Origin of the sequence: uncultured Microbacterium sp. (assembly GCF_945952435.1) — a bacterium.
Lineage (GTDB): Bacteria > Actinomycetota > Actinomycetes > Actinomycetales > Microbacteriaceae > Microbacterium.
The window spans coordinates 1-21,254 of record NZ_CAMFHZ010000004.1 but is presented as its reverse complement, the minus strand read 5'-3'; the positions used below and the strand labels follow the sequence as shown (position 1 = coordinate 21,254).

Sequence of the window (21,254 nt, the reverse complement as noted above, 5' to 3'; positions counted from 1 at the left end):
TCAGTCCTCCTCCGTCGTCGAGGCGGCCGCACGCACCGTGCGCCGCTCGATGCGCTTCTCGATGTCGGGTCCGACCTCGACGATCCGGTGGACGAAGACACCGGGCAGGTGCACGAGATCGGGATCGAGCTCCCCTGGCTCGACGAGGCGCTCGACCTGCGCGATGCAGACGCGCCCCGCCATCGCGGCCAGCGGGTTGAAATTGCGCGCGGCCTTTCGGAACACGAGGTTCCCGTGGCGGTCGCCGAGAGCGGCGTGCACGAGCGCATAGTCGGTGGTGATCGCCTCTTCGAGCACGAACTCCCGCGGCACCCCGTTCACGTCGAACGTGCGCACGTCCTTCGCCGGTGAGGCGACCGCGACCGATCCGTCGGGCGCGTACCGGCGGGGCAGGCCGCCCTCCGCGACCTGAGTGCCGACGCCCGTCTGCGTGTAGAACGCGGCGATGCCGGATCCTCCGGCACGGAGCTTCTCCGCGAGCGTTCCCTGGGGCGTGAGCTCGAGTTCGAGCTCGCCGGTGAGGAACTGACGTTCGAACTCCTTGTTCTCGCCCACGTAGGACGAGGTCATCTTGCGGATGCGACGGGCGCCGAGCAGTAGCCCGAGACCCCAGTCGTCGACGCCGCAGTTGTTGCTCACCACGCTGAGGCCGCTCGTCCCCTGGGCCAGAATCGCGCCGATGAGCGCGCTCGGGTTCCCGGACAGCCCGAAACCTCCGACCGCCAGTGAGGCGCCGTCCGGGATGTCTGCCACCGCGTCGGCCGCGGACGCCCATTGCTTGTCGATCACTCACCACTCCTTCGTGCAGGACTCCCCACCTTCCACCGGCGGCGCGGCCAAGGCCAAGCCGCGGCTTGCGATGTGGACCGGGGAGTCGATACCGTCCACATCATGGAACAAGCGCCCTCCCCTCGGCGCACCGTGCCGGGTGCGCAGGCGATCGCCCGCGCGGCAGGCCTGCTACGGCTCGTGACCGCCTCGCCCGAGGGGTCGGCACTGCACGCGCTCGCCCATACCGCAGGGCTCAGCCGCTCGACCGCGCACCGCCTGTTGACCGCACTTCGTGCCGAGGGCCTCGTCGACCAGGATCCGCAGACCGCCCGGTGGATGCCCGGCCCCGAGCTGTATTTGATGGGAACCGCCGCCGCGGCACGCTACGACATCACCGCGCTCGCGCGGGACATCGTGCGCTCCCTGGCCGTCAAGACCGAGGAGAGCGCCTTCCTCTCGGTGCGTCGCGCCGACGAGACGGTGTGCCTGCTGCGGGAGGAGGGCGCCTTCCCGATCCGCTCGTTCGTGCTCAGCGAGGGCGTGCGCTTCCCGCTCGGCGTCGCGAGCGCAGGGCTCGCGATCCTCTCGTTCCTGCCCGACCACGATGTGGATGCGTATCTGGCGCGCCACCCCGAGCTCGCGGAGCGCTGGGGCCGCACGCACGCGGAGGCACCCCTGCGACGCCGCCTCGCCGAGACCAAGGCACGGGGGTACGCCGTCAACCCCGGGCTGATCGTCGAGGGCAGCTGGGGCATGGGCGCGGCGGTCTTCGACAGGGACGGGCGGGCCGAATGGGCCCTGAGCCTGACGGGGGTCGAGTTCCGTTTCGGCCCGGATCGCCTGCCGACGCTCGGACGCACGTTGCTCGCGCACGCGCACGAGCTCTCCGCCCGCCTCGCCGGCGCGCGACGGTAGGTCGTGGACCCCGCGCCTTGAATTTACATACCGTTAGATATATACTTTTGGTATGAATCACGGACAGATCCTTCAGTCGATCGTCCTCTCGACCCACGCCCTCACGCGCATGGCGGCTCAGGAAGCCGGGAACGACGCGCCGGCCGCGCAATGGCGGGTGCTCAGCCTGCTGGGAGAACGGGACGGGCAGAGGATCGGCGAACTGGCCAAAGCCTCCCGCACGACCCAGCCGGGGATGACCCGGCTGATCGGACAGCTCGAGCACGAGGGACTCGTGCGGCGCGCGGCCGATCCCGACGACTCTCGCGCCACGGTGGTCACGATCACCGACGCCGGGACGGAGGCCGCAAGGAACTGGCGCCAGCAGATCCAAGAGGTCCTCGCTCCACGATTCTCGGATCTCGACGAGACGGACTGGGAGCACCTGTCCCGCGCCGCCGAGATTCTCCGCACGCACTCCGCCCTCGAAAGGACAGCACGTTGAGTACCACCACCTCCACGATCTGGAGGCAGCCCGCACAGGTCTGGGCGGTCGCCTTCGCCTGCGTCGTCGCCTTCATGGGCATCGGCCTCGTCGACCCGATCCTGCCCGCGATCGCCGAATCGCTGAAGGCGACCCCGGTGCAGACCGAGCTGCTGTTCACGAGCTATCTGCTGGTCACCGGCGTGGCCATGCTGTTCACGAGCTGGATCTCGAGCCGCATCGGCGCCAAGGCCACGCTGCTGATCGGCCTCGCTCTGATCGTCGTGTTCGCCCTCCTGTGCGCGCTCAGCGGCAGCGTCGACGCGATCATCGGTTTCCGTGCGGGCTGGGGACTCGGCAACGCCCTGTTCATCTCGACCGCGCTCGCGACGATCGTCGGTGCGGCCGCCGGAGGATCGAGTTCCGCGATCATCCTGTACGAGGCCGCCCTCGGCCTGGGCATCGCCATCGGGCCGCTCCTCGGCGGACTCCTCGGGGAGGTCGCCTGGCAGGGACCGTTCTTCGGCGTCGTCGTCCTCATGGCCATCGGGTTCATCGCCGTGCTGACCCTGCTCCGCGGCCCCGTCGGCAAGCGCGAGCCCGTCGCCTTCTCCGCCCCGTTCCGCGCCCTCGGACGCCCGGCCCTCGCCGTGCTGGCCGCCGCAGCGCTCTTCTACAACATCGGGTTCTTCGTACTGCTCGCGTTCTCCCCGTTCCCGCTGGGGTTCAGCGCGATCGGCATCGGTCTGACGTTCTTCGGATGGGGCATCGCGCTCGCGGTCACGAGCGTGTGGGTCGCTCCGCTCCTGCTCCGCCGCCTGCCCATCACGCGCATCATCGTGATGGTCCTGCCTCTGCTCGCCGTCGATCTCATCGTCGCCGGCATCCTGGTCGCGATCCCCGCCGCCCTCGTCGTGTGCATCATCATCGGCGGTCTCCTCCTCGGCATCATGAACACGGTGCTCACCGAGGCCGTCATGGAGGCGACGGATCTCCCCCGCGCCGTCGCCTCCTCGGCCTACTCCGCGGTCCGCTTCATCGGCGGCGCCGTGGCTCCGCCGCTCGCGGCGCTCCTCTCCCATCTGTGGGGCGACACGGTGCCGTACGTCTTCGCGGGCGTGTCGGTGCTGATCGCCGCGGCTGTCGTGTTCTTCGGGAGGAGTGCGCTCTCGCACATCGACCGCGGTTCGCACGACGAGGCCGAGGACGCAGAGGCGGTCCTCATCGGAGACGCCGCCTGAGGAGGCGCACGACGAGGATCCGCGCCCTCTCACGAGGGCGCCCCGAGGCCCGTTCCGCACGATGGTGTGCGGAACGGGCCTCGTGCTTCTCCGAGCGCTTCAAGGAGCCGGGGTGTCGGCGCGGCACCGTACGCTGGAGTCATGCTGATCGGTGTCATCCGCCCTGTCGAATCCAAGACCGCCACGGTGCAGGCCGAGGAACTGGACGAGATCCAGGATTTGCTCGCAGCCGAGACACCGGAAGGCTGGCAGCTCGCCTCGGCCCCGGTCGCGATGGCGAAGAAGGACACGATCCTCACGGCGGAGGGGACGATCGTGCGCCGGGACGGCATAGAGGAGATCGAGGCCGAGGACATGACGGCGCTCGAGGCCCAGGTTCCGGAGGGGTATCGTCTGTTGTCGGTCCGGCGCGTGTGAAGGCGCCCGACCCGTCCGCGACGGCGATGCCGTCCGGAGCGACACGCCAGGGATACGCTTCGGAAGCGTCCGGATTTCGCTTCCCTCCCATCCGCTGGTAACGTTATTCCTCGGCCGGGGAACCGGCCCGCCGAGCACCTCTAGCTCAATCGGCAGAGCAACTGACTCTTAATCAGTGGGTTCTGGGTTCGAGTCCCAGGGGGTGCACCACACGAAGGCCCGGTCTCTGCGGAGATCGGGCCTTCGGCGTTCCGTCGATCTCCGCGCCCGCTGTGCACCGTGGGCGGTCTCGGCCTCCCGTCGCTCCCGGCGCGGCCGCGAACGCCCCTATTCTGGAGGCGTGCCTGACACCCGCGCCGACGACTTCCGCAGCGACCTCGACCTCGCTCTCCGCCTCGCCGATGCGGCCGACGCCCAATCACTGCCGCGGTTCGACGCCGCCGACCTCGCCGTGTCGCTGAAGGCCGATCATTCGCATGTGACCGACGCGGACCTCGCGACCGAACGGGCGATCCGGGAGATCCTGCAGACCGAGCGTGCCGCCGACGGAATCCTCGGCGAGGAGTACGGCACGTCGGGTGACACGCATCGGCAGTGGATCGTCGACCCTATCGACGGCACCGCCAACTTCCTGCGCGGCGTGCCGTTGTGGGGCACCATGATCAGCCTCGCCGTCGACGGCGTGGCACGGGTGGGCGTGGTGAGCATGCCGGCCTTGAACCGGCGCTGGTGGGCGGCCCCCGGCCTCGGCGCCTGGACGACGACGCACGCCGGTCCGCGACGGATCCACGTCTCGGACGTCTCCTCGCTCGACGATGCGAGCGTCAGCTTCCAGAGCATCGCCCAGTGGGACGAGAGCGGACACCTCGACCCTCTGCTCGCCCTATCCCGACGCGTGTGGCGCGACCGCGCGTACGGCGACGTGTTCTCGTACATGCTGCTCGCGGAAGGCAGGCTCGACATGGTCGCGGAGTTCGGTGTCAAGGAATACGACATCGCCGCGGCGTTCGCGATCGTCGCCGAGGCCGGCGGTCTCGCCACGGCCTTCGACGGATCCCCGTCGTTGTCCGCGCGCTCCGCGCTCGCGACGAACGGCCGCCTGCACGAGGAGTTCCTGCGGTTCTTCCAGTCCGCGATCTGATCCCGGTTCCTAGGACGAAAAACCCCGTGGGTCCTGACTCTCGTCAGGGCCCACGGGGTTCATCCCGTGCGACAGCGGCATGGTGGAGCTGGGGGGAATCGAACCCCCGTCCAACGCTGAGTCTCCACGCCTTCTCCGGGCGCAGTCTGTGCAGACGTTCTGCTCGGCTCCGACCTTTGTCACAGACACCTAAGTCGACAAGCCCAGCCTGGGAAGAGTCCCGTACGACGTCCAGACGCCGTCGCACAGCAAGATTCCTAGATGACGCCAGGATCCGTATCGGAATCACATACGGCCTGACGGACTATCGGGCTCGCTTACGCAGCGAGGGCGAAGTCAGTGCGCTTTGCATTGGCACTTATTGTTTTGCAGGGAGCGTTCACGAGATAACCCTGCATCCTCGGCCCGCTTCTCGTGGATTCACAGGCGCTGTCGAAACCGATCAGCCCCGTGGTCCTTCTCTCGAAGGAGCCGCTGTCGCACTGTGGAATTACCAGCGGGTGCCGAAGCACCCGAGCATTACAGCTTACAACGGTTCGCAGCGCCGCGCCATTCCGCTCCCGCTGACGTAGAGTCGCGGCATGAGCGAGGTCATGATCACCGTCCGCGGGACGCACGAGGAGCGCGTGGCCCCGGAACGCGCCACCGTCACGCTCGCCGTCTCGCTGGACGGCGCAGAGCACGCCGAGGTCGTGACGCGGACGCTCGCGCTCGCCGAACCGGTCCGCCGTTCGATCGAGGCCCGTGTGGCGACGGGGACGATCAAGACGTGGTCGAGCGGACGCCTCGCGGTGCGCGCCGAGCGGCCGTGGACCAACGACGGGAGCCGCCCGCCGCTCGTGCATCACGCCTCTCTCGACTTCACGGCGACGTTCTCCGATCCGGACGAGGTGTCCTCCTGGGTGCACGAGATGTCGGTGCTCGAAGGCGTCGGGATCTCCGCGACCGAGTGGACGCTGACATCGCCCACCCGGGACATGGTCTCCCAGCGCGTCGCCGCGGGGGCCGTGCGCGACGCCGTGGCGCGAGCCTCCGCGTACGCCCAGGCGCTGGGGCTCAGCACGGTCGTGGCGCTCGACGTCGCCGACGCCGGCCTGCTCGGCCAGGGCGGATCCGCGGACTCCGCTCCCCGAGCGATGCGCGCCTTCGCGTCCGCGCCGTCCGCGGACGCCGTGGAACTGCGTGGAGAGGACATCGTCGTGTCCGCCACGGTCGATGCGCGCTTCGTCGCGCGCTGACCACGAAGAAGCGTCAGGCCGTCCCGTTCATCGTCTTCAGCCACGCGATGGTCTCGGCGTCCCGCTCCGCCAACGGTTCCGGAGTCGTCGGCCCGGACGAGGCGGCCGGCAGCAGGATCACGGCGATCGCGGTCGTGAGCGGCACCGCGAGGACGAGTCCGATCCCGCTCACCAGAGTGCGGATGATCTCTGTCGCGATCTCCTCGTATCCGAGAACACTGATGACCGGCTGGTCGTAGACGTAGAGCAGCAGGACGACGCTCAGCGAGGCACCGACGTAGGCGAACACGATCGTGTAGATCGTGGAGGCGATGTGATCGCGGCCGATCCGCATCGCACGCCGGAACAGCTGGCGTCGGGACATCGCCGGGGCTGCGGCGCGCAGCTCCCACACCGCCGAGCTCTGCGTGATCGTCACGTCGTTCAGCACGCCGAGACCGGCGATGACGATCGCGCACGTGAGCAGTCCCTGGAAGTCGAGGTTCGAGGTCATCCCGCTGAGGAACCCGGCGCTCTCGTCGATGCCGCTCAGCCGCGTCGTCGACACGGCGGACAGCGCGATGACCGCGGTGATGAGCACTCCGCCGAGCGTTCCGGCGAGCGCCGCGCTCGTGCGGACCGAGACGCCGTGCGCAAGATAGAGCACGACGTAGAGGATCGCCGAGGCGCCGACGAGCGCGATCGCGGTCGCCGGCCCCCCGCCGAGCAGCGCCGGGAGCACGAAGAGCACGATCATGCCGCCGGCGAAGACCAGTCCCACGATCGCGAGCAGGCCTCGATGCAGGCCCACGGCGACGACGACGATGAGGAACAGGGCCGCCCAAAGCATCAGCGGCACCGTCCTCACGACCCCGAAGACCGAGATCCCCGGATCGGCGCCTCCGTTCGCCCCGGCCGGCGCGGAGAAGCTCGGATCGAGCGGGATGTCCATGAGCTCGAGCGTGTCCCCCGCCCGCAGCCCCGCACTCGCGAACGGCCCCCGCAGGGCCACGGTGACGGTCTTCCCCTTCCGCGGTCCGGATTCGAGTCGTACCTCCGCGAGCCGACAGGCCGACGCGGCGCTCCTCGCACCGGATGCCGTCCCTCCGACGCCCGACGCCGCGTCACCGGCGGACGTGTTCGCTCCGGCGGCGTCGGGGCACTCCTCGCCGATCCGCACGATCTCCCCCGTCGGGAACGTGGTCCCCTTCACGGCATAGGACGCGGATCCGCTGCGCGTCGCGGACGCGCCGGACGGCCACAGCACGACCAGACCGGCCACCGTCGCCACGGCGAGGACGGCGAGGACGGTGAGCAGGATCGTGCGCGGCCGACGCGCCACCGGAACGCGATCGAGGGCGCCGTGGTCGTGCGCGTGCCCGTGGCCCATCGGCGTCTCCCTCGCATCGTGCGATGCATCCCACTCGATGCGAGGGCTACGCTACGGGTCTCAGACCGCGAAAGGCGCGAGCTCGGCGGCGAGCCGCTCTCCCACGTGCGCATGCACCCTGGTGCCCGCTTCCTCGTGGGCGACGTCGAGCAGCAGACCGCTCTCGTGCACGGCCGCGACGAGATCGCCCCGGTCGTACGGCACGACCGCGGTGATCTCCACGGCGGGCTTGGGCAGGATCGCGTCGATCGCGGCACGGAGCTCCTCGACCCCCTCGCCGCTGCGGGAGGAGACGAAGTGCGCCCCCGGCACGAGTCCGCGCAGGACGAGCCGCTCGTCCTCGTCGAGCAGGTCCGCCTTGTTGAACACCACGATCTCGGGGATGTCGCGCCCGCCCACGTCTCCGATCACATCGCGCACCGTCTTGATCTGTCCCGCCGGGTCCGGGTGGGATCCGTCGACGACGTGCACGAGCACGTCCGCGTCGCCGACCTCTTCGAGCGTGGACCGGAAGGCCTCCACCAGCTGGTGCGGGAGGTTGCGCACGAAACCGACCGTGTCGGTGAGCGTGTAGACGCGGCCGTCCGCGGTCGTCGAGCGGCGCACGGTCGCATCCAGCGTGGCGAACAACGCGTTCTCCACCAGCACCCCCGCGCTCGTGAGCGCGTTGAGCAGACTGGACTTACCGGCGTTGGTGTAGCCGGCGATCGCGACGGACGGGATCGTGTGCCGTCTGCGCTCCGCACGCTTCGCCTCGCGCGCCGGGGCGAACTCGCGGATCTGCTTGCGCAGCATCGCCATGCGCGTGCGGATGCGGCGGCGGTCGAGCTCGATCTTGGTCTCACCCGGTCCGCGCGAGCCCATGCCCGCGCCGCCCGCGCCGACCTGCCCACCGGCCTGACGGCTCATCGACTCGCCCCACCCGCGCAGGCGAGGCAGGAGGTACTCGAGCTGCGCGAGCTCGACCTGCGCACGACCCTCGCGGCTCTTGGCGTGCTGGCTGAAGATGTCGAGGATCACGGTGGTGCGGTCGATGACCTTCACCTTGACGACGTCTTCGAGGGCGCGCCGTTGCGAGGCCGCCAGCTCCGTGTCGGCGATCACCGTGTCCGCGCCGACCGACGCGACGATGTCCTTGAGCTCCTCGGCCTTGCCCCGCCCGAGGTACGTCGCAGGGTCAGGGTGGGGGCGGCGCTGCAGCAGACCGTCGAGCACGACCGCGCCGGCCGTCTCGGCGAGGGCGGCGAGCTCGCGCAGCGAGTTCTCCGCGTCGTCCTGGGCGCCCTGGGGGTACACGCCGACGAGGACGACGTTCTCCAGGCGGAGCTGGCGGTACTCGACCTCCGTGACGTCCTGGAGCTCGGTCGACAGACCGCCCACCCGGCGCAGCGCGTGCCGTTCCTCGAGGTCCCATTGCTCGCCATCGGCCGACCCGTGCCCCGCCGTGGCCGCATCCTGCAGCGCCTGCGCCGAGCCGAAGACGTGCGACTGCGCACGCCGCTCCGCGGCCTGAAGGACGCGCTCGACCGCGTCGCCGTGCTCGTCATGTGTTGTGGACTGCGTCATCCGCACCTTTCTCGGGCCCGTCGAATCGATCAGGCACCTTAACTTTAGCTGTGAGTGTCCGCTACGCTCGCAGGATGGGGTCGGACCACTACTTCACTGCGGCTCCCGCCAGCCCCGAGAACCTCCGCAGAATCCGGGTCACGCTCGCGGGCAGGGAGGTCGAACTCACCACCGCAGCCGGGGTCTTCAGCCCCGATCACGTGGACGTCGGCACCTCCGTGCTCCTCGCGAACACGCCTCCCCCGCCGCCCGGCGGCAATCTGCTGGATCTCGGGTGCGGCTGGGGACCCATCTCGCTGTCCCTGGCGCTCGCCGCTCCGCACGCGACCGTATGGGCCGTTGACGTCAACGAGCGCGCACTCGATCTCGTACGGCGCAACGCCGCCGAACTCGGTCTCGACAATGTCAACGCGGTGACGCCCGAGGATGTTCCCCCGGATGTCAGCTTCCGCTCGATCCGGTCGAATCCGCCGATCCGCGTCGGAAAGAGCGAGCTGCACGACTTGCTCGAACGATGGATCCCCCGGCTCGATCAGCGCGCCGACGGCTGGTTCGTGGTGAGCCGGAACCTCGGAGCCGACTCCTTGCAGCGCTGGCTGGCGTCCACGTTCTCCGACGGCTACAGCGTGTACCGGGCGACGACGGGACGCGGCTTCCGCGTGCTCAAGGTCCGCCGCCACGGCACCCCGCCCACCCAGGCGATCGATCTGCCCTGATCGCTCCGAGCGACGCGCCCGGCGCTCCTCATCAGGCCAGGTCGATCTCGCCGGAGAAGACGAGCTGAGCGGGACCGGACAGAAGGACGTGCTCGCCGTCCTCTCGCTGCTCCATGCGGACGCCGAGCACGCCGCCCGGGACCTCCACCCGCCACTCGTCCGGCGCGGACGGACCCGCCCAGTGACGCACGGCGAGCGCGGTCGCGACGACGCCGGTGCCGCAGCTGAGCGTCTCCCCCACGCCGCGCTCGAACACGCGCATGCGGACGCGCCCCACCCCGTCCTGGACCAGGGGCTCCGCCGGCACGACGAACTCGACGTTCGCGCCCTGCTCCGGCATCGGTGCAAGCTCCGGTCCTCGCGCGAGGTCGAGCCCGTCGAGCTCCTCGTCGGAGGCCAGCGCGACGACCACGTGAGGGTTGCCGACGTCGATGCCGAGGCCGGGCCGGGGAACACTGAGCCCCGAGACGCGGGCCAGCGGATCGTGACCGGACAAGCGCCAGGTGCCGATATCGACACGGTAGCCGTCCTCGCTGAACGTCACCTCGCGCACACCGGCGCGGGTGCCGATCGCGATCGATCCGCTCTCCGGGAGTGTCGCGAGGCCGCTGCGCAAGAGGTAGTGCACGTACGCACGCACGCCGTTTCCGCACATCTCCGCGACGGATCCGTCGGCGTTGCGGTAGTCCATGAACCACTCTGCCTCCGAGTTCTCGGCGAGCGCGGCATCGCCCTCGGGCAGCGCTGCGGAGCGCACGACGCGAAGCAGCCCGTCGGCGCCGATGCCGAAGTGCCGGTCGCAAAGTGTCGCGACCTGAACGACGTCCAGAGCAAGGTCTCCCTCGGGGTCGGCGATGATGACGAAGTCGTTGCCGGTGCCATGCCCCTTGGTGAATGCGACCATGCGTCGATTGTAAAGGCGCAGATAACGCCCTCCGATCCCGGCGGATCCGCGGCGGCGTCTGCCCTGGGCTTCTCCGCTCCCAGCAGATCCGCTCGCGACGCACCATGCGACGACGCACGCTGGGGACATGACCGATGACACCCCCCGCATGCTCTTCGACAACGATGCCCGACGACAGCTCCTCGCGCGCCGCGTTCTCGTCCTCGACGGACCGCTCGACGAGGACAACGGCGTCCTGCTCATGACGCAGCTCCTGTCGCTCGCCTCGGACGACCCGCACTCCGACATCGCGTTGTGGATCCATTCCCCCGGCGGTTCGGTTCCGGCCATGCTCGCGATCCGCGACCTCATGCGCACGATCCCCTGCGACGTGACGACGATGGCGTTCGGCCTCGCGTGCAGCGCGGGGCAGTTCCTGCTCTCCGCCGGGACGAAGGGCAAGCGCAGGGCGCTGCCTCACAGCCGGATCCTGCTGCACCAGGGTTCGGCCGGGATCGGCGGAACCGCGGTCGACGTCGCGCTCCAGGCGGCCGACCTCCGGCAGACGCGGGACACGGTCCTCGGGCTCATCGCCGACGACACCGGCCAGCCCATCGAGCGCGTATTCGAGGATTCGCTGCACGACCGGTGGTTCAGTGCCGTCGAGGCGCTCGAGTACGGCTTCGTCGATGCGATCGCGGACGACCTCGCGCAGATCCTTCCCGCGCCCACGCGCCGTACGATCGGCCTCACCGCAGAAGGAGCCTGAGATGGCGTCGTTCCTCATCCCCCAGGTCATCGCCACATCACCGCGTGGCGACCGGATCCTCGACGTCTACTCGCACCTCCTCGCGGAGCGGGTCGTCTATCTGGGCACACCGCTCGACGCCGAGGTCGCCAACGTGTTGGTCGCACAGTTGCTGTACCTCGATGCGACAGGATCCGATCGGGACATCCAGCTCTACATCAACTGCTCTGGCGGCGATCCCAGCGCGATGCTCGCGGTCTACGACACGATGCGGTTCATCCGCTCCGAGGTCGCGACGTTCTGCGTCGGTCAGGCGGTGTCCGTGGGAGCCGTGCTGCTCGCGGCAGGGGCGCCGGGCAAGCGCGCGGCGCTGCCGCACGCCCGGGTGGTCCTGCACCAGCCGGCCGCGCAGGGCCAGGGGACGATCCCGGATCTGATCCTGCAGGCGGACGAGGTCGTCCGCGTGCGCGACGATCTCGAGCGTCTCCTCGTCGCACACAGCGGGCAGACCACGGAGCGCCTGCGCACCGACACCGATCGCGACCTCGTACTCACCGCCCAGGGTGCCCGCGACTATGGACTCGTGGACCAGGTCGTCGAGCGGATGTCGGGGACGGGGGACGCAGAAGCGGGCTCCCCCGCTCAGGCCGCCAGGGCGTAGAGGGCGGGGACGCGCGTCGTCGCCCTGACCGACGCGCCGGGGCGCGTCGTCGCGGCGTCTTGGAGCGACCGCGCGGAACCGCGCGCGATACGCTCGGCGACCCCGAGGGTGAGATCCAGGAGGGAGAGCCCGAGCGCTCCCGACACGGCGGCGAGCATCTCGCTCGACGCCTCCTTGCGTCCTCGTTCCATCTCCGAGAGGTACTGCGGGGAGACGCCCGCTCGACGGGCGGTCTCGGCCAGCGTCTCGCCACGGTCGGCGCGGGCGTCGCGAAGCGTCTCCCCGACGACGCTGCGCCAGAGTCGTTCCGGTTCGGCAGGCGTGCGATCGGTGCGGGTCTCTGCAGGCGTCGTCATGGCCACATGCTAGGCACGCGACGGCTGGGGCTGCGAGCGGATCCGCCCTGAGCAGAACCCGGGCGGATCTGCTTCCGCGCTGCCCGCGTCGTTTGCCCGATCACGGCCGCGGGTGTTCGATGGATGCATGGGCGAGGAATCGGATCCGAGAGCTGCCGCCGCTCGCTATCGTGCCGAACGCGCCCGGGAGGCGGCCGGCGAACAGGCCGAGGGCGAGAGCGCGCCGACCTCCGGAGTGGCGTGGCGCTCGGAACTCGAACGCGCCGCGGTGATCGAGACCGCGATCCAGCAGGCGATCCGGCACGGCGCGTTCGACGACCTCCCGGGAGCGGGCAAGCCCATCCCGGGACTCGGCGCCACGCACGATCCGGACTGGTGGATCCGTCGGAAGATCGAGACGGAGCAGCTGCACGGTCTGGGCCCTGCGGCGTTGACTCTGCGCGTCGAGAACCTGGAGCTCGACCAGCGGCTGGATTCGCTGAGCACGGAGCAGGACGTGCGCGACGTGCTGGAGGACTTCAACGCGCGTGTCGTCGAAGCCCGGCGGCAGTTGCTCGGCGGGCCGCCTGTGGTGACGCCGACGCGCGACGTCGATGCCGAGGTCGCTGCCTGGCAGCAGCGTCGCAGCCTGCACCGCGCCGAGGAGCGCGCACGTCGGGATGCGGAGCGGACACCGGCACGCCGAGGACCGCTCCGGCGCCTCTTCGGGCGCTGACCGGCGCGACGGCCGCGCGCGTCCCGTCAGTCGTCGTGGATGAGGCGCTTGCCGCTGTTGTGCACCGTGAAGCGCTCGTAGCCGAGCGCATCGTAGAAGCCGAGCACGCCTTCGTTGCCCTCTCGGACCATGAGCTGCACTTTCGGGCATCCCAGCTCCACGAGCAGCCTCTCTGCCTCGGCGACGAGCGCACGCCCGATGCCGTGTCCACGTCGGGCTGCGGCACTCGCGAGATAGTACAGCCAGCCGCGATGGCCGTCGTATCCCGCCATGACGGTTCCGACGACATCGGCCCTCTGCGCGTCGACGGCCACCAGGAACAGCTCGGGCTGCACGGCGAGCTTGCGGGCGATGTCGGCACGGGGGTCGTTCCACGGTCGTGTGAGGCCGGCGTCGTGCCAGAGCGCGACGACCTGCTCGGTGTCCTCCACGGCGAACGCTCGGATCCGGATGCCGTCAGTCATGGCGGAGCTCCCTCTCGTCGTGCGGCCCGGGCAGCGACTCCCCCGCGATCGCGGCGTCCGTCTCGGAACCGCCCTCGCTCGGGAGCCCCCGGTCCATGCCGTCGTCCGGACCAGCGGCTCCGGCGCGCGCGATGCCGTCCACGTCGAGCGGGGACAGCGCGTCCATCCACTCGGCCTGCGCGTAACGCCGGAACCAGGACACCTGGCGGCGGGCGTAGCGTCGGGTGAGCGCCTGCGTCTCCGCGATCGCCGCCTCCTCAGCGAGGTCGCCGTCGAGCTGAGCGAGCGCCTGCGCGTAGCCGATCGCTCGGCGGGCCGTGCTCCCCTGTTCGAGGCCCTGCGCACGCAGACGTTCGACCTCCTCGACCAGACCCTGCTCCCACATGCGGTGGACACGCTCGTCCAGACGCCCCACGAGTGCGGGACGCTCGACGCCGAGCGCCAGGATCCTGGTGCGCGGATGCCACAGGACGGGCTCATCCGGAAGCGCGGCGCCGTGCGTGCTCTCCCCCTGCGCGAGCACTTCGAGCGCGCGCACGAGGCGCCGGCCGTTCTGCGGGTCGATGCGTGCCGCGGTGACGGGATCCTGTTCCCGGAGCCGTTCGAGCAGTGGTCCCGGCCCGCCCTCGACGAGCTCCGCCTCCAGCCGCGCTCGCAGTCTCTCGTCTCGCGGGGGGAAGCGGAAGTCGTAGAGCACGCTCGACACGTAGAGGCCAGATCCTCCGACGAGAATCGCCTCCGCCTCCCGCCCGTGGATCGCCTCGATCGCGGCGCGGGCGATCGGCTGGTACGCCGCGACCGCGGCCTCCTCGGTCACGTCGAGGATGTCGAAGAGGTGGTGCGGGATACCCCGGCGTTCGTCCTCCCGCAGCTTCGCCGTGCCGATGTCCATCCCCCGGTACAGCTGCATCGCATCGGCGTTCACGATCTCCGCGGAACGACCGAGCCGTCCCAGCGCCTCCGCCAGGTCGAGCGACAGGTCGCTCTTGCCGGTGCCGGTCGCGCCGACGACGGCCCAGAGCCCGGGCCGAGAGCTCGGACCGGTCACACGCCGACGCGGAGCGTGGGCAGTCCGAGCGAGACCGCCCGGGGCGCCCCGTCCGAGGTCGGTGCCGCCGGCACCGCGCACGACTCGGACTGCGCGCGGTCCCAGGCATCGCCTCCGCGGGTGCGCCGGACCTTCAGAGCGGAGCCGTCGGGCGAATCCGCGAGGAGGTGGAACGGCGCGGCGTGCGTGATCGTCACGGACACGACGTCTCCCGGGCGCGGGCGCGGCGATCCCGCGGGAAGCTCGAAGTGCACGAGGCGGTTGTCCTGTGCACGTCCCGTCAGGCGATGCGTCTCGGCGTCCTTCTTGCCCTCGCCGACCGACACGACGACCTCGACCTCGCGCCCGAGCTGCGTGCGGTTCTCTTCGAGCGAGATCCTCTCCTGCAGGGCGATGAGTCGGTCGTAACGCGCCTGAACGATCTCCTTAGGCACCTGGTCCGCCATGGTGGCCGCGGGCGTCCCCTCACGAATCGAGTACTGGAAAGTGAAGGCGCTCGCGAATCGGGCCTGCTCGACGACGCGCATCGTCTCCGCGAAGTCCTCCTCGGTCTCGCCGGGGAAGCCGACGATGATGTCCGTCGAGATCGCGGCGTGCGGGATCTTCGCGCGGACGCGGTCGAGGATGCCGAGGAAGCGCTCGGAACGGTAGGAGCGGCGCATCGCCTTGAGAATCCGGTCGCTGCCGGACTGCAGCGGCATGTGCAGCTGCGGCATGACGGAGGGCGTCTCGGCCATCGCGTCGATGACGTCGTCAGTGAAGGCGGCCGGATGCGGGCTGGTGAAGCGGATCCTCTCGAGGCCGTCGATCTCGCCCGCCGCGCGGAGGAGCTTGCCGAAGGCATGACGGTCGCCGAACTCCACGCCGTAGGAGTTCACGTTCTGTCCGAGCAGGGTGACCTCGATCGCGCCGTCGTCGACCAGGAGCCGGATCTCGTTGAGGATGTCGCCGGGGCGCCGATCCTTCTCCTTGCCGCGCAGGCTGGGCACGATGCAGAACGTGCAGGTGTTGTTGCACCCGACGGAGATCGACACCCAGCCGCTGTGCGCGGAGTCGCGCCGGGTCGGCAACGTCGAGGGGAACACGTCGAGCGCCTCGAGGATCTCCAGCTCCGCCTCGCCGTTGTGACGAGCGCGTTCGAGGAGACCGGGGAGCGAGCCCATGTTGTGCGTGCCGAAGACGACGTCGACCCAGGGCGCCTTGTCGAGCACGGCCTGCTGATCCATCTGCGCCAGGCACCCGCCGACCGCGATCTGCATGCCCTCGTGCTTGTCCTTGCGGCTCTTGAGGTGTCCGAGCGTGCCGTAGAGCTTGCCCGCGGCGTTGTCCCGCACCGCACAGGTGTTGATGATGACGATGTCGGCCTCGTCGCCGGCGTCGACGCGGACGTAGCCGGCGCTCTCCAGCGATCCCGACAGGCGTTCGGAGTCGTGCACGTTCATCTGGCAGCCGAACGTGCGCACCTCGTAGGTGCGCGGCCGCCCGGAGTCGTCCCGCGCCGCGACGGAGGGCGGGATGAGCGTCGGAGTGCTGAGGGGAATGGTCATGGTGACAGCCATTCTACGTTCGGAGCGCCGCGTCCGGACGCGGCGCGGGAACGCCCGGACGCGGATCCGATCACTCCACGTCCTCGAAACGGACGCGCCGCGCAGAGGCTCCGCGGGATGCTTCCCGCCATGCCGTGCGGGCCGCGTTCATCGCGATCCCTCCCGCATACCCGCGCCGAGAGAGCTGCCCCACGAGGCGCCGGATCGCCGTGTCCTCGTCGTAGCGGAGCAGACCCCCGACCTTCCCACGCGCATAGGCGAGCGCGCGCTCCCCGTCGTCGTCCTCGAGCACGGACAGCGCTTCGTCGGCGACCTCGCGCGGAATGCCCCGCTGTGCGAGGACCCTCGCGATCGCCACCCGCCCCTGCCCCCTGCGCTCGGAGCCGGACGTGACCAGGTGCTCGGCCAACGTGACATCGTCCAGGTAGCGGCGATCCTCGAACTCTTGGACGAGGTCGTCCCGCTCCTCCGCGGAGAGCCCGTACTCCCTCAACGCGTCGCGTGCTTCCCTGCTGCTCAGTTGCTTCGAGGCGAGACGCCGCGTCAGGTGCCTGCGCGCGTCGTCGACGGCATCGATGTGGTCGCCGGGGTCGCCGGAGGGCGTGCCCCGGAGGGGTGCGGTGCGGGGAGCTTCGGGCTGCGAACCGCCCGCGTGCCTCCCCCGCGACGACGCGAGCGCCGCAGAGGCGGGGTGCCGCGGTCCGGGCCCCTGTTCGGGGGCAGGCTCCGGCAGACCGTGCCTGGCCCCGAACAGGGGGATCACCGGGGCGAGACGCCCGGACTCGTCCTCATCGCCGGTCATCACGACTGGCCTCGGTCATCGCGCACCGCCGCTCATCAGGCCGGACGTCGCTGCGCCAGCTCGTCTGCCGCAGGAGCGGCCGGTGCCGCGGCACCGCCGATGCCCAGCTTCTGCTTGATCTGGGTCTCGATGGTCCCGGCGATGTCGGGGTTGCGCAGCAGGAAGTTCCGCGCGTTCTCCTTGCCCTGGCCGAGCTGATCACCGTCGTACGTGTACCAGGCGCCCGACTTCTTCACGATGCCGTGCTCGACACCGAAGTCGATCAGGCTCCCCTCGCGGGAGATGCCGATGCCGTACAGGATGTCGAACTCCGCCTGCTTGAACGGCGGCGCCATCTTGTTCTTGACCACCTTCACGCGCGTGCGGTTACCCACCGCGTCAGCGCCGTCCTTCAGAGTCTCGATGCGACGGATGTCGAGGCGGACCGAGGCGTAGAACTTGAGCGCTTTTCCGCCGGCGGTGGTCTCCGGGGATCCGAAGAACACACCGATCTTCTCGCGCAGCTGGTTGATGAAGATCATGGTGGTGTTGGTCTGGTTGAGCCCACCCGTGAGCTTGCGGAGCGCCTGCGACATCAGACGCGCCTGCAGACCGACGTGGGAGTCCCCCATCTCGCCTTCGATCTCCGCACGCGGCACGAGGGCGGCGACGGAGTCGATGACGACGAGGTCGATCGCTCCCGACCGCACGAGCATGTCCGCGATCTCCAGGGCCTGCTCACCGGTGTCGGGCTGCGAGACCAGGAGCGCATCGATGTCGACACCGAGCTTGGCCGCGTAGTCGGGGTCGAGCGCGTGCTCCGCGTCCACGAAGGCGGCGATGCCACCGGCACGCTGCACGTTCGCGATCGCGTGCAGCGTCAGCGTGGTCTTTCCGGAGGACTCCGGGCCGTAGATCTCGATGATGCGGCCGCGCGGGAGACCGCCGACGCCGAGTGCCACGTCGAGGGCGATCGACCCGGTCGAGATCACCTCGACAGGTGCGCGCTCGTCGCTGCCCAGCCGCATGACCGAGCCCTTTCCGAACTGCTTGTCGATCTGGGCGAGTGCCGTTTCGAGGGCCTTCTCGCGGTCTGCGGGTGAGGGCATGACGTGCTCCTTCGTGCTCGTGAACTGCCGCCTGTAGGCTGTCGCGGCGCTCCCCGGTTGGGAGGCTCTCCGACAAGGCGAATGACCTCGTGGTCATGTCCGACACGTTAGGAGGGGCCACCGACACTGCGGCGACGTCCTCCGGATCCGTGGACGGAACGATCACGAAATCATCTGTGCAGGACGCTACCCGCTTCTCGAACAAGTCTTCGACGACACGCCGACAAACACCGTTCAGGCGTCGAACATGGAGAAGGCCCTCTGCGAACCCGGGCGCCCCTCAGGCGCGGCGAGGCTCGATCCTGCCGACGCCATGACGGCGCACCTCTGGCACGTCCGCCTCGACGCAGAGCGCGAGCCAGACCTCGCGCGGCGGAACTCCCGCCTCGATGGCCTGCGCCGCCGTGCGGTCGCCGACCGCGGGGAGGATCAGGTCATCGACCAGGGCACCGCCGCGGACGCCGAACTCAGCCTCCACCGCGCGGAGGAACTCGCTGCGGCGCATCCGATCAGCGCAGCGAGAGCTCGGACTCGACCGACGCCACGAGTTCGTCCGGAAGGACGTCCGGGATGACCTGGAGGCCTTCGAGAACCGCGATGCGGTCCCCGACCTCGCGCATGATCGTCGAGATGGGGACATCGAGCGCCTCGGCGACCGACGCGAGGATCTCGCTGGACGCCTCCTTCTGGCCGCGCTCCACCTCGCTGAGGTAGCCGAGCGCGACGGACGCCTTCCCCGCGACCTGGCGGAGCGTCCGTCCCTTCTGCAGACGGAAGTCCCGCAGCACGTCGCCGATCTCCTGTCGAACCAGAATCATCAGGACCTCCTCTCCCCAGCCGTCCCGGCGTGGGAGCCGGATCGGATGGTCAGTCTAACGCGAGCCATCGGGTGAAAATCTACTGTTTCCAACTGTGCATTGAATGTGAGCACACTCGACTCAACTTCGTGACGGGGCGCGGTATTCCCGTCCGGTCACGGATGCGACAGCGCTTCCTCGAGAAGGCGCAGGGCGGCCGTCACCGACGCACGGCGGATCGCCGACCTGTCCCCGTCGAAGACGAAGGCGCGGCTCGTCGTGGAACCGGGTGTGCTGACACCGATGTGGACCGTTCCCACCGGTTGCCCGGACTGCGGCGTCGGTCCGGCGACCCCGGTGGTCGACAGGCCGACATCGGCGGGCCGGCCGTGCATCGCGAGCGTCCGCCGTACACCGCGGGCCATCTGCTCGGCCACCGTCGCGTCGACGGGACCGCGCTCCGCGAGCAGGGCCTCGTCCACCCCGAGAAGGCTCGCCTTGACCGGCGTCGCATAGGCGACGACCGCACCGGTGAGGACGGCGGAGGCACCGGGCACGTCGACGATCGCCGCGGACAGGGCGCCTCCCGTGAGGGATTCGGCGACAGCGAGCGTCCACCCCCGCGAGCGCAGCAGGTCGAGCACGGCGGCGGCCGCGTCCCGAGCCTGCGTCATCGCGCGCCTTTCCGCTCCGCCCGCGCTCCGCGCACCTGGGCGGCGATGTAATCGATGCCGCTCACGACCGTGAGCACAAGAGCGAGGACCATGAGCACGTCCGTCGTGATCGTCCACGCGGGCATGCCGATCCACACGTGCAGGGGAAGAAGCGCCCAGGACAGAGCGACACCCTGCACCGTGGTCTTGATCTTGCCCATCCACGCCGCGGCCACGATGTGCTCCTTGGCGACCACGAAGCGGTGGATCGTGATCCCCCACTCCCGGACGAGGATGATGAGCACGAGCCACCACCAGACCTCGCCGAGCAGGGCGAGACCGATGAATCCTGCGCCGGTGAGCAGTTTGTCGGCGATCGGATCCCAGAGTTTGCCGAAGTCGCTGACGAGCCCGTACCTGCGTGCGAGGTAGCCGTCGACCCAGTCCGTGCAGATCGCGAGCACGAACAGGGCGCCCGCGACCCAGCGCACCGTCAGGTTCGCGTCGCCCGCCGTGCCGCCGAGGAGCAGCAGGACGAAGAAGACGACGGCGAGCGGGATCCGCGCGATCGTGATCGCGTTGGGCAGCTGCGGGGGGATCGCCATCACGCGCCTTCCGTCACTGGTCGCGCCCGGTCAGGCCCCAGGCGTCCTCGTCGGACTCCGCCTCGACCTCGGGCAGGCCACGGTACGACGCCTCGACCGGATCCTCCCCGTATCGGTCGTCCGCGTATCCGGACGCCTGCGGAGGCGCGGTCGGGACGGCGGCGGGGACGGAGGGCACCGGCGGCGCGGCAGACGGTGCGTGCCCTCCCGGCGGGTCGTCGCCGCGCAGCTTCGCGAGCACACCAGGAAGCTGCTCCGGCGTCACGAGCACGTCGCGTGCCTTGGATCCCTCGGACGGGCCGACGATCTCCCGGGACTCGAGCAGATCCATGAGGCGCCCTGCCTTCGCGAACCCGACGCGGAGCTTGCGCTGCAGCATCGACGTCGATCCGAACTGCGACGAGACGATGAGCTCGGCGGCGGCGAGCAGCAGTTCGAGGTCGTCGCCGATGTCCTCGTCGACCTCCTTCTTCTTGCCCTCCACGGCCTCGGCCACGTCCGGTCGGTACTCTGGACGCGCCTGCCCCGTGACGTGCTTCACGACCGCGTCGATCTCGCTCTCGTCCACCCAGGCGCCCTGCAGGCGGAAAGGCTTGGAGGAGCCCATCGGGGAGAACAGCGCGTCGCCCTGTCCGATCAGCTTGTCGGCGCCCGGGCTGTCCAGGATCACCCGGCTGTCGGTGACGCTGGTCACCGCGAACGCGAGGCGGGACGGCACGTTGGCCTTGATCAGACCCGTGACCACGTCGACGCTCGGGCGCTGCGTCGCGAGCACGAGGTGGATGCCGCTCGCACGGGCGAGCTGAGTGATCCGGACGATCGAGTCCTCCACGTCGCGCGGCGCGACCATCATCAGGTCGGCGAGCTCGTCGACGACGACGAGCAGATACGGATAGGGCTTGAGCACGCGCTCGCTACCGGGGGGCACCTCGACCTCGCCGGCGCGGACCGCCCGGTTGAAGTCGTCGATGTGGCGGAACCCGAACGACGCGAGGTCGTCGTAGCGCATGTCCATCTCCTTCACGACCCACTGCAGCGCCTCGGCCGCCT

At 69.9% G+C, this 21,254-nt stretch carries 25 protein-coding genes, 1 tRNA gene and 1 other RNA gene; 11 read left to right on the top strand and 16 right to left on the bottom strand.

The window, feature by feature from the left end:
• Positions 1-789 (bottom strand): CoA transferase subunit A, encoded by a 789-nt coding sequence (locus Q0P88_RS02785; protein WP_295010844.1) that lies wholly within the window; start codon positions 787-789, stop codon positions 1-3.
• A gap of 102 nt (positions 790-891) precedes the next feature.
• Between Q0P88_RS02785 and Q0P88_RS02780 the strand changes: the two genes are divergently transcribed.
• From Q0P88_RS02780 to Q0P88_RS02755, 6 genes are all read left to right on the top strand, one after another.
• On the top strand, positions 892-1,686 hold the full coding sequence (locus tag Q0P88_RS02780; RefSeq protein WP_295010842.1) for an IclR family transcriptional regulator: 795 nt from the start codon (positions 892-894) through the stop codon (positions 1,684-1,686).
• A gap of 52 nt (positions 1,687-1,738) precedes the next feature.
• On the top strand, positions 1,739-2,170 hold the full coding sequence (locus tag Q0P88_RS02775) for a MarR family winged helix-turn-helix transcriptional regulator (RefSeq protein WP_295010840.1): 432 nt from the start codon (positions 1,739-1,741) through the stop codon (positions 2,168-2,170).
• Positions 2,167-3,390 (top strand): MFS transporter, encoded by a 1,224-nt coding sequence (locus Q0P88_RS02770; protein ID WP_295010838.1) that lies wholly within the window; start codon positions 2,167-2,169, stop codon positions 3,388-3,390. Before Q0P88_RS02775 ends, Q0P88_RS02770 begins: the two co-directional genes overlap by 4 nt.
• Positions 3,391-3,531: 141 nt before the next feature.
• Positions 3,532-3,807 (top strand): hypothetical protein, encoded by a 276-nt coding sequence (locus Q0P88_RS02765; RefSeq protein WP_295010836.1) that lies wholly within the window; start codon positions 3,532-3,534, stop codon positions 3,805-3,807.
• A gap of 134 nt (positions 3,808-3,941) precedes the next feature.
• Positions 3,942-4,017 (top strand) — tRNA-Lys (locus Q0P88_RS02760).
• Positions 4,018-4,147: 130 nt separating this feature from the next.
• On the top strand, positions 4,148-4,948 hold the full coding sequence (locus tag Q0P88_RS02755; protein WP_295010834.1) for an inositol monophosphatase family protein: 801 nt from the start codon (positions 4,148-4,150) through the stop codon (positions 4,946-4,948).
• Between the two features lie 80 nt (positions 4,949-5,028).
• Here the strand turns inward: Q0P88_RS02755 and ssrA are convergent.
• Positions 5,029-5,398: a transfer-messenger RNA gene (gene ssrA / locus Q0P88_RS02750) on the bottom strand.
• Between the two features lie 131 nt (positions 5,399-5,529).
• Here ssrA and Q0P88_RS02745 point away from each other — a divergent pair.
• A complete protein-coding gene (locus Q0P88_RS02745; protein ID WP_295010832.1) occupies positions 5,530-6,186 on the top strand; it encodes an SIMPL domain-containing protein in 657 nt (218 codons plus the stop codon).
• A gap of 13 nt (positions 6,187-6,199) precedes the next feature.
• On the opposite strand, the gene Q0P88_RS02740 is transcribed toward Q0P88_RS02745, so the two are convergent.
• Complete coding sequence (locus Q0P88_RS02740; RefSeq protein ID WP_295010830.1) at positions 6,200-7,555, bottom strand: YibE/F family protein; 1,356 nt, start codon at positions 7,553-7,555, stop codon at positions 6,200-6,202.
• Between the two features lie 60 nt (positions 7,556-7,615).
• The gene (gene hflX, locus Q0P88_RS02735) at positions 7,616-9,121 is read right to left on the bottom strand and encodes a GTPase HflX (protein ID WP_295010828.1); all 1,506 of its coding nucleotides are present in this window, start codon (positions 9,119-9,121) and stop codon (positions 7,616-7,618) included.
• A 74-nt stretch (positions 9,122-9,195) separates the two neighbouring features.
• On the opposite strand from hflX, the gene Q0P88_RS02730 reads away from it, so the two are divergent.
• Positions 9,196-9,837, top strand: a complete 642-nt coding sequence (locus Q0P88_RS02730) for a class I SAM-dependent methyltransferase (RefSeq protein WP_295010826.1) — start codon at positions 9,196-9,198, stop codon at positions 9,835-9,837.
• Between the two features lie 31 nt (positions 9,838-9,868).
• On the opposite strand, the gene dapF is transcribed toward Q0P88_RS02730, so the two are convergent.
• The gene (gene dapF / locus Q0P88_RS02725) at positions 9,869-10,741 is read right to left on the bottom strand and encodes a diaminopimelate epimerase (protein WP_295010824.1); all 873 of its coding nucleotides are present in this window, start codon (positions 10,739-10,741) and stop codon (positions 9,869-9,871) included.
• Between the two features lie 127 nt (positions 10,742-10,868).
• Here dapF and Q0P88_RS02720 point away from each other — a divergent pair, with 127 nt between their 5' ends.
• The gene (locus Q0P88_RS02720) at positions 10,869-11,489 is read left to right on the top strand and encodes a ClpP family protease (protein ID WP_295010822.1); all 621 of its coding nucleotides are present in this window, start codon (positions 10,869-10,871) and stop codon (positions 11,487-11,489) included.
• Between the two features lies 1 nt (position 11,490).
• On the top strand, positions 11,491-12,129 hold the full coding sequence (locus tag Q0P88_RS02715) for a ClpP family protease (RefSeq protein WP_295010820.1): 639 nt from the start codon (positions 11,491-11,493) through the stop codon (positions 12,127-12,129).
• On the opposite strand, the gene Q0P88_RS02710 is transcribed toward Q0P88_RS02715, so the two are convergent.
• A complete protein-coding gene (locus tag Q0P88_RS02710) occupies positions 12,111-12,485 on the bottom strand; it encodes a helix-turn-helix domain-containing protein (RefSeq protein WP_295010818.1) in 375 nt (124 codons plus the stop codon). The genes Q0P88_RS02715 and Q0P88_RS02710 overlap by 19 nt on opposite strands.
• A gap of 127 nt (positions 12,486-12,612) precedes the next feature.
• Between Q0P88_RS02710 and Q0P88_RS02705 the strand changes: the two genes are divergently transcribed.
• The gene (locus Q0P88_RS02705) at positions 12,613-13,200 is read left to right on the top strand and encodes a DUF1992 domain-containing protein (protein WP_295010816.1); all 588 of its coding nucleotides are present in this window, start codon (positions 12,613-12,615) and stop codon (positions 13,198-13,200) included.
• 26 nt (positions 13,201-13,226) lie between these two features.
• Here Q0P88_RS02705 and Q0P88_RS02700 read toward each other — a convergent pair whose 3' ends face one another.
• From Q0P88_RS02700 to Q0P88_RS02655, 10 genes are all read right to left on the bottom strand, one after another.
• Positions 13,227-13,664 carry a GNAT family acetyltransferase gene (locus Q0P88_RS02700; RefSeq protein WP_295010814.1) on the bottom strand — a complete coding sequence of 146 codons (438 nt, stop codon included), beginning with the start codon at positions 13,662-13,664 and terminating at the stop codon, positions 13,227-13,229.
• A complete protein-coding gene (gene miaA, locus Q0P88_RS02695) occupies positions 13,657-14,712 on the bottom strand; it encodes a tRNA (adenosine(37)-N6)-dimethylallyltransferase MiaA (RefSeq protein WP_295010813.1) in 1,056 nt (351 codons plus the stop codon). Before miaA ends, Q0P88_RS02700 begins: the two co-directional genes overlap by 8 nt.
• Entirely contained in the window at positions 14,709-16,259 is a 1,551-nt protein-coding gene (gene miaB / locus Q0P88_RS02690; RefSeq protein WP_295010811.1) for a tRNA (N6-isopentenyl adenosine(37)-C2)-methylthiotransferase MiaB, read from the bottom strand. Before miaB ends, miaA begins: the two co-directional genes overlap by 4 nt.
• Before the next feature lie 70 nt (positions 16,260-16,329).
• Positions 16,330-17,061: a regulatory protein RecX gene (locus Q0P88_RS02685; protein ID WP_295010809.1), complete on the bottom strand. Its 732-nt coding sequence runs from the start codon at positions 17,059-17,061 to the stop codon at positions 16,330-16,332.
• A 35-nt stretch (positions 17,062-17,096) separates the two neighbouring features.
• Positions 17,097-18,149 (bottom strand): recombinase RecA, encoded by a 1,053-nt coding sequence (gene recA / locus Q0P88_RS02680; protein ID WP_295010807.1) that lies wholly within the window; start codon positions 18,147-18,149, stop codon positions 17,097-17,099.
• A gap of 280 nt (positions 18,150-18,429) precedes the next feature.
• On the bottom strand, positions 18,430-18,654 hold the full coding sequence (locus tag Q0P88_RS02675) for a DUF3046 domain-containing protein (protein ID WP_295010805.1): 225 nt from the start codon (positions 18,652-18,654) through the stop codon (positions 18,430-18,432).
• 4 nt (positions 18,655-18,658) lie between these two features.
• A complete protein-coding gene (locus Q0P88_RS02670; protein ID WP_295010803.1) occupies positions 18,659-18,967 on the bottom strand; it encodes a helix-turn-helix domain-containing protein in 309 nt (102 codons plus the stop codon).
• 155 nt (positions 18,968-19,122) lie between these two features.
• Positions 19,123-19,620: a CinA family protein gene (locus Q0P88_RS02665; RefSeq protein ID WP_295010801.1), complete on the bottom strand. Its 498-nt coding sequence runs from the start codon at positions 19,618-19,620 to the stop codon at positions 19,123-19,125.
• Entirely contained in the window at positions 19,617-20,204 is a 588-nt protein-coding gene (pgsA, locus tag Q0P88_RS02660; RefSeq protein WP_295010799.1) for a CDP-diacylglycerol--glycerol-3-phosphate 3-phosphatidyltransferase, read from the bottom strand. Before pgsA ends, Q0P88_RS02665 begins: the two co-directional genes overlap by 4 nt.
• A 13-nt stretch (positions 20,205-20,217) precedes the next feature.
• Positions 20,218-21,254, bottom strand: a 1,037-nt coding sequence (locus tag Q0P88_RS02655; RefSeq protein ID WP_295010797.1) for an FtsK/SpoIIIE domain-containing protein, incomplete at its 5' end; no start/stop codon positions are given.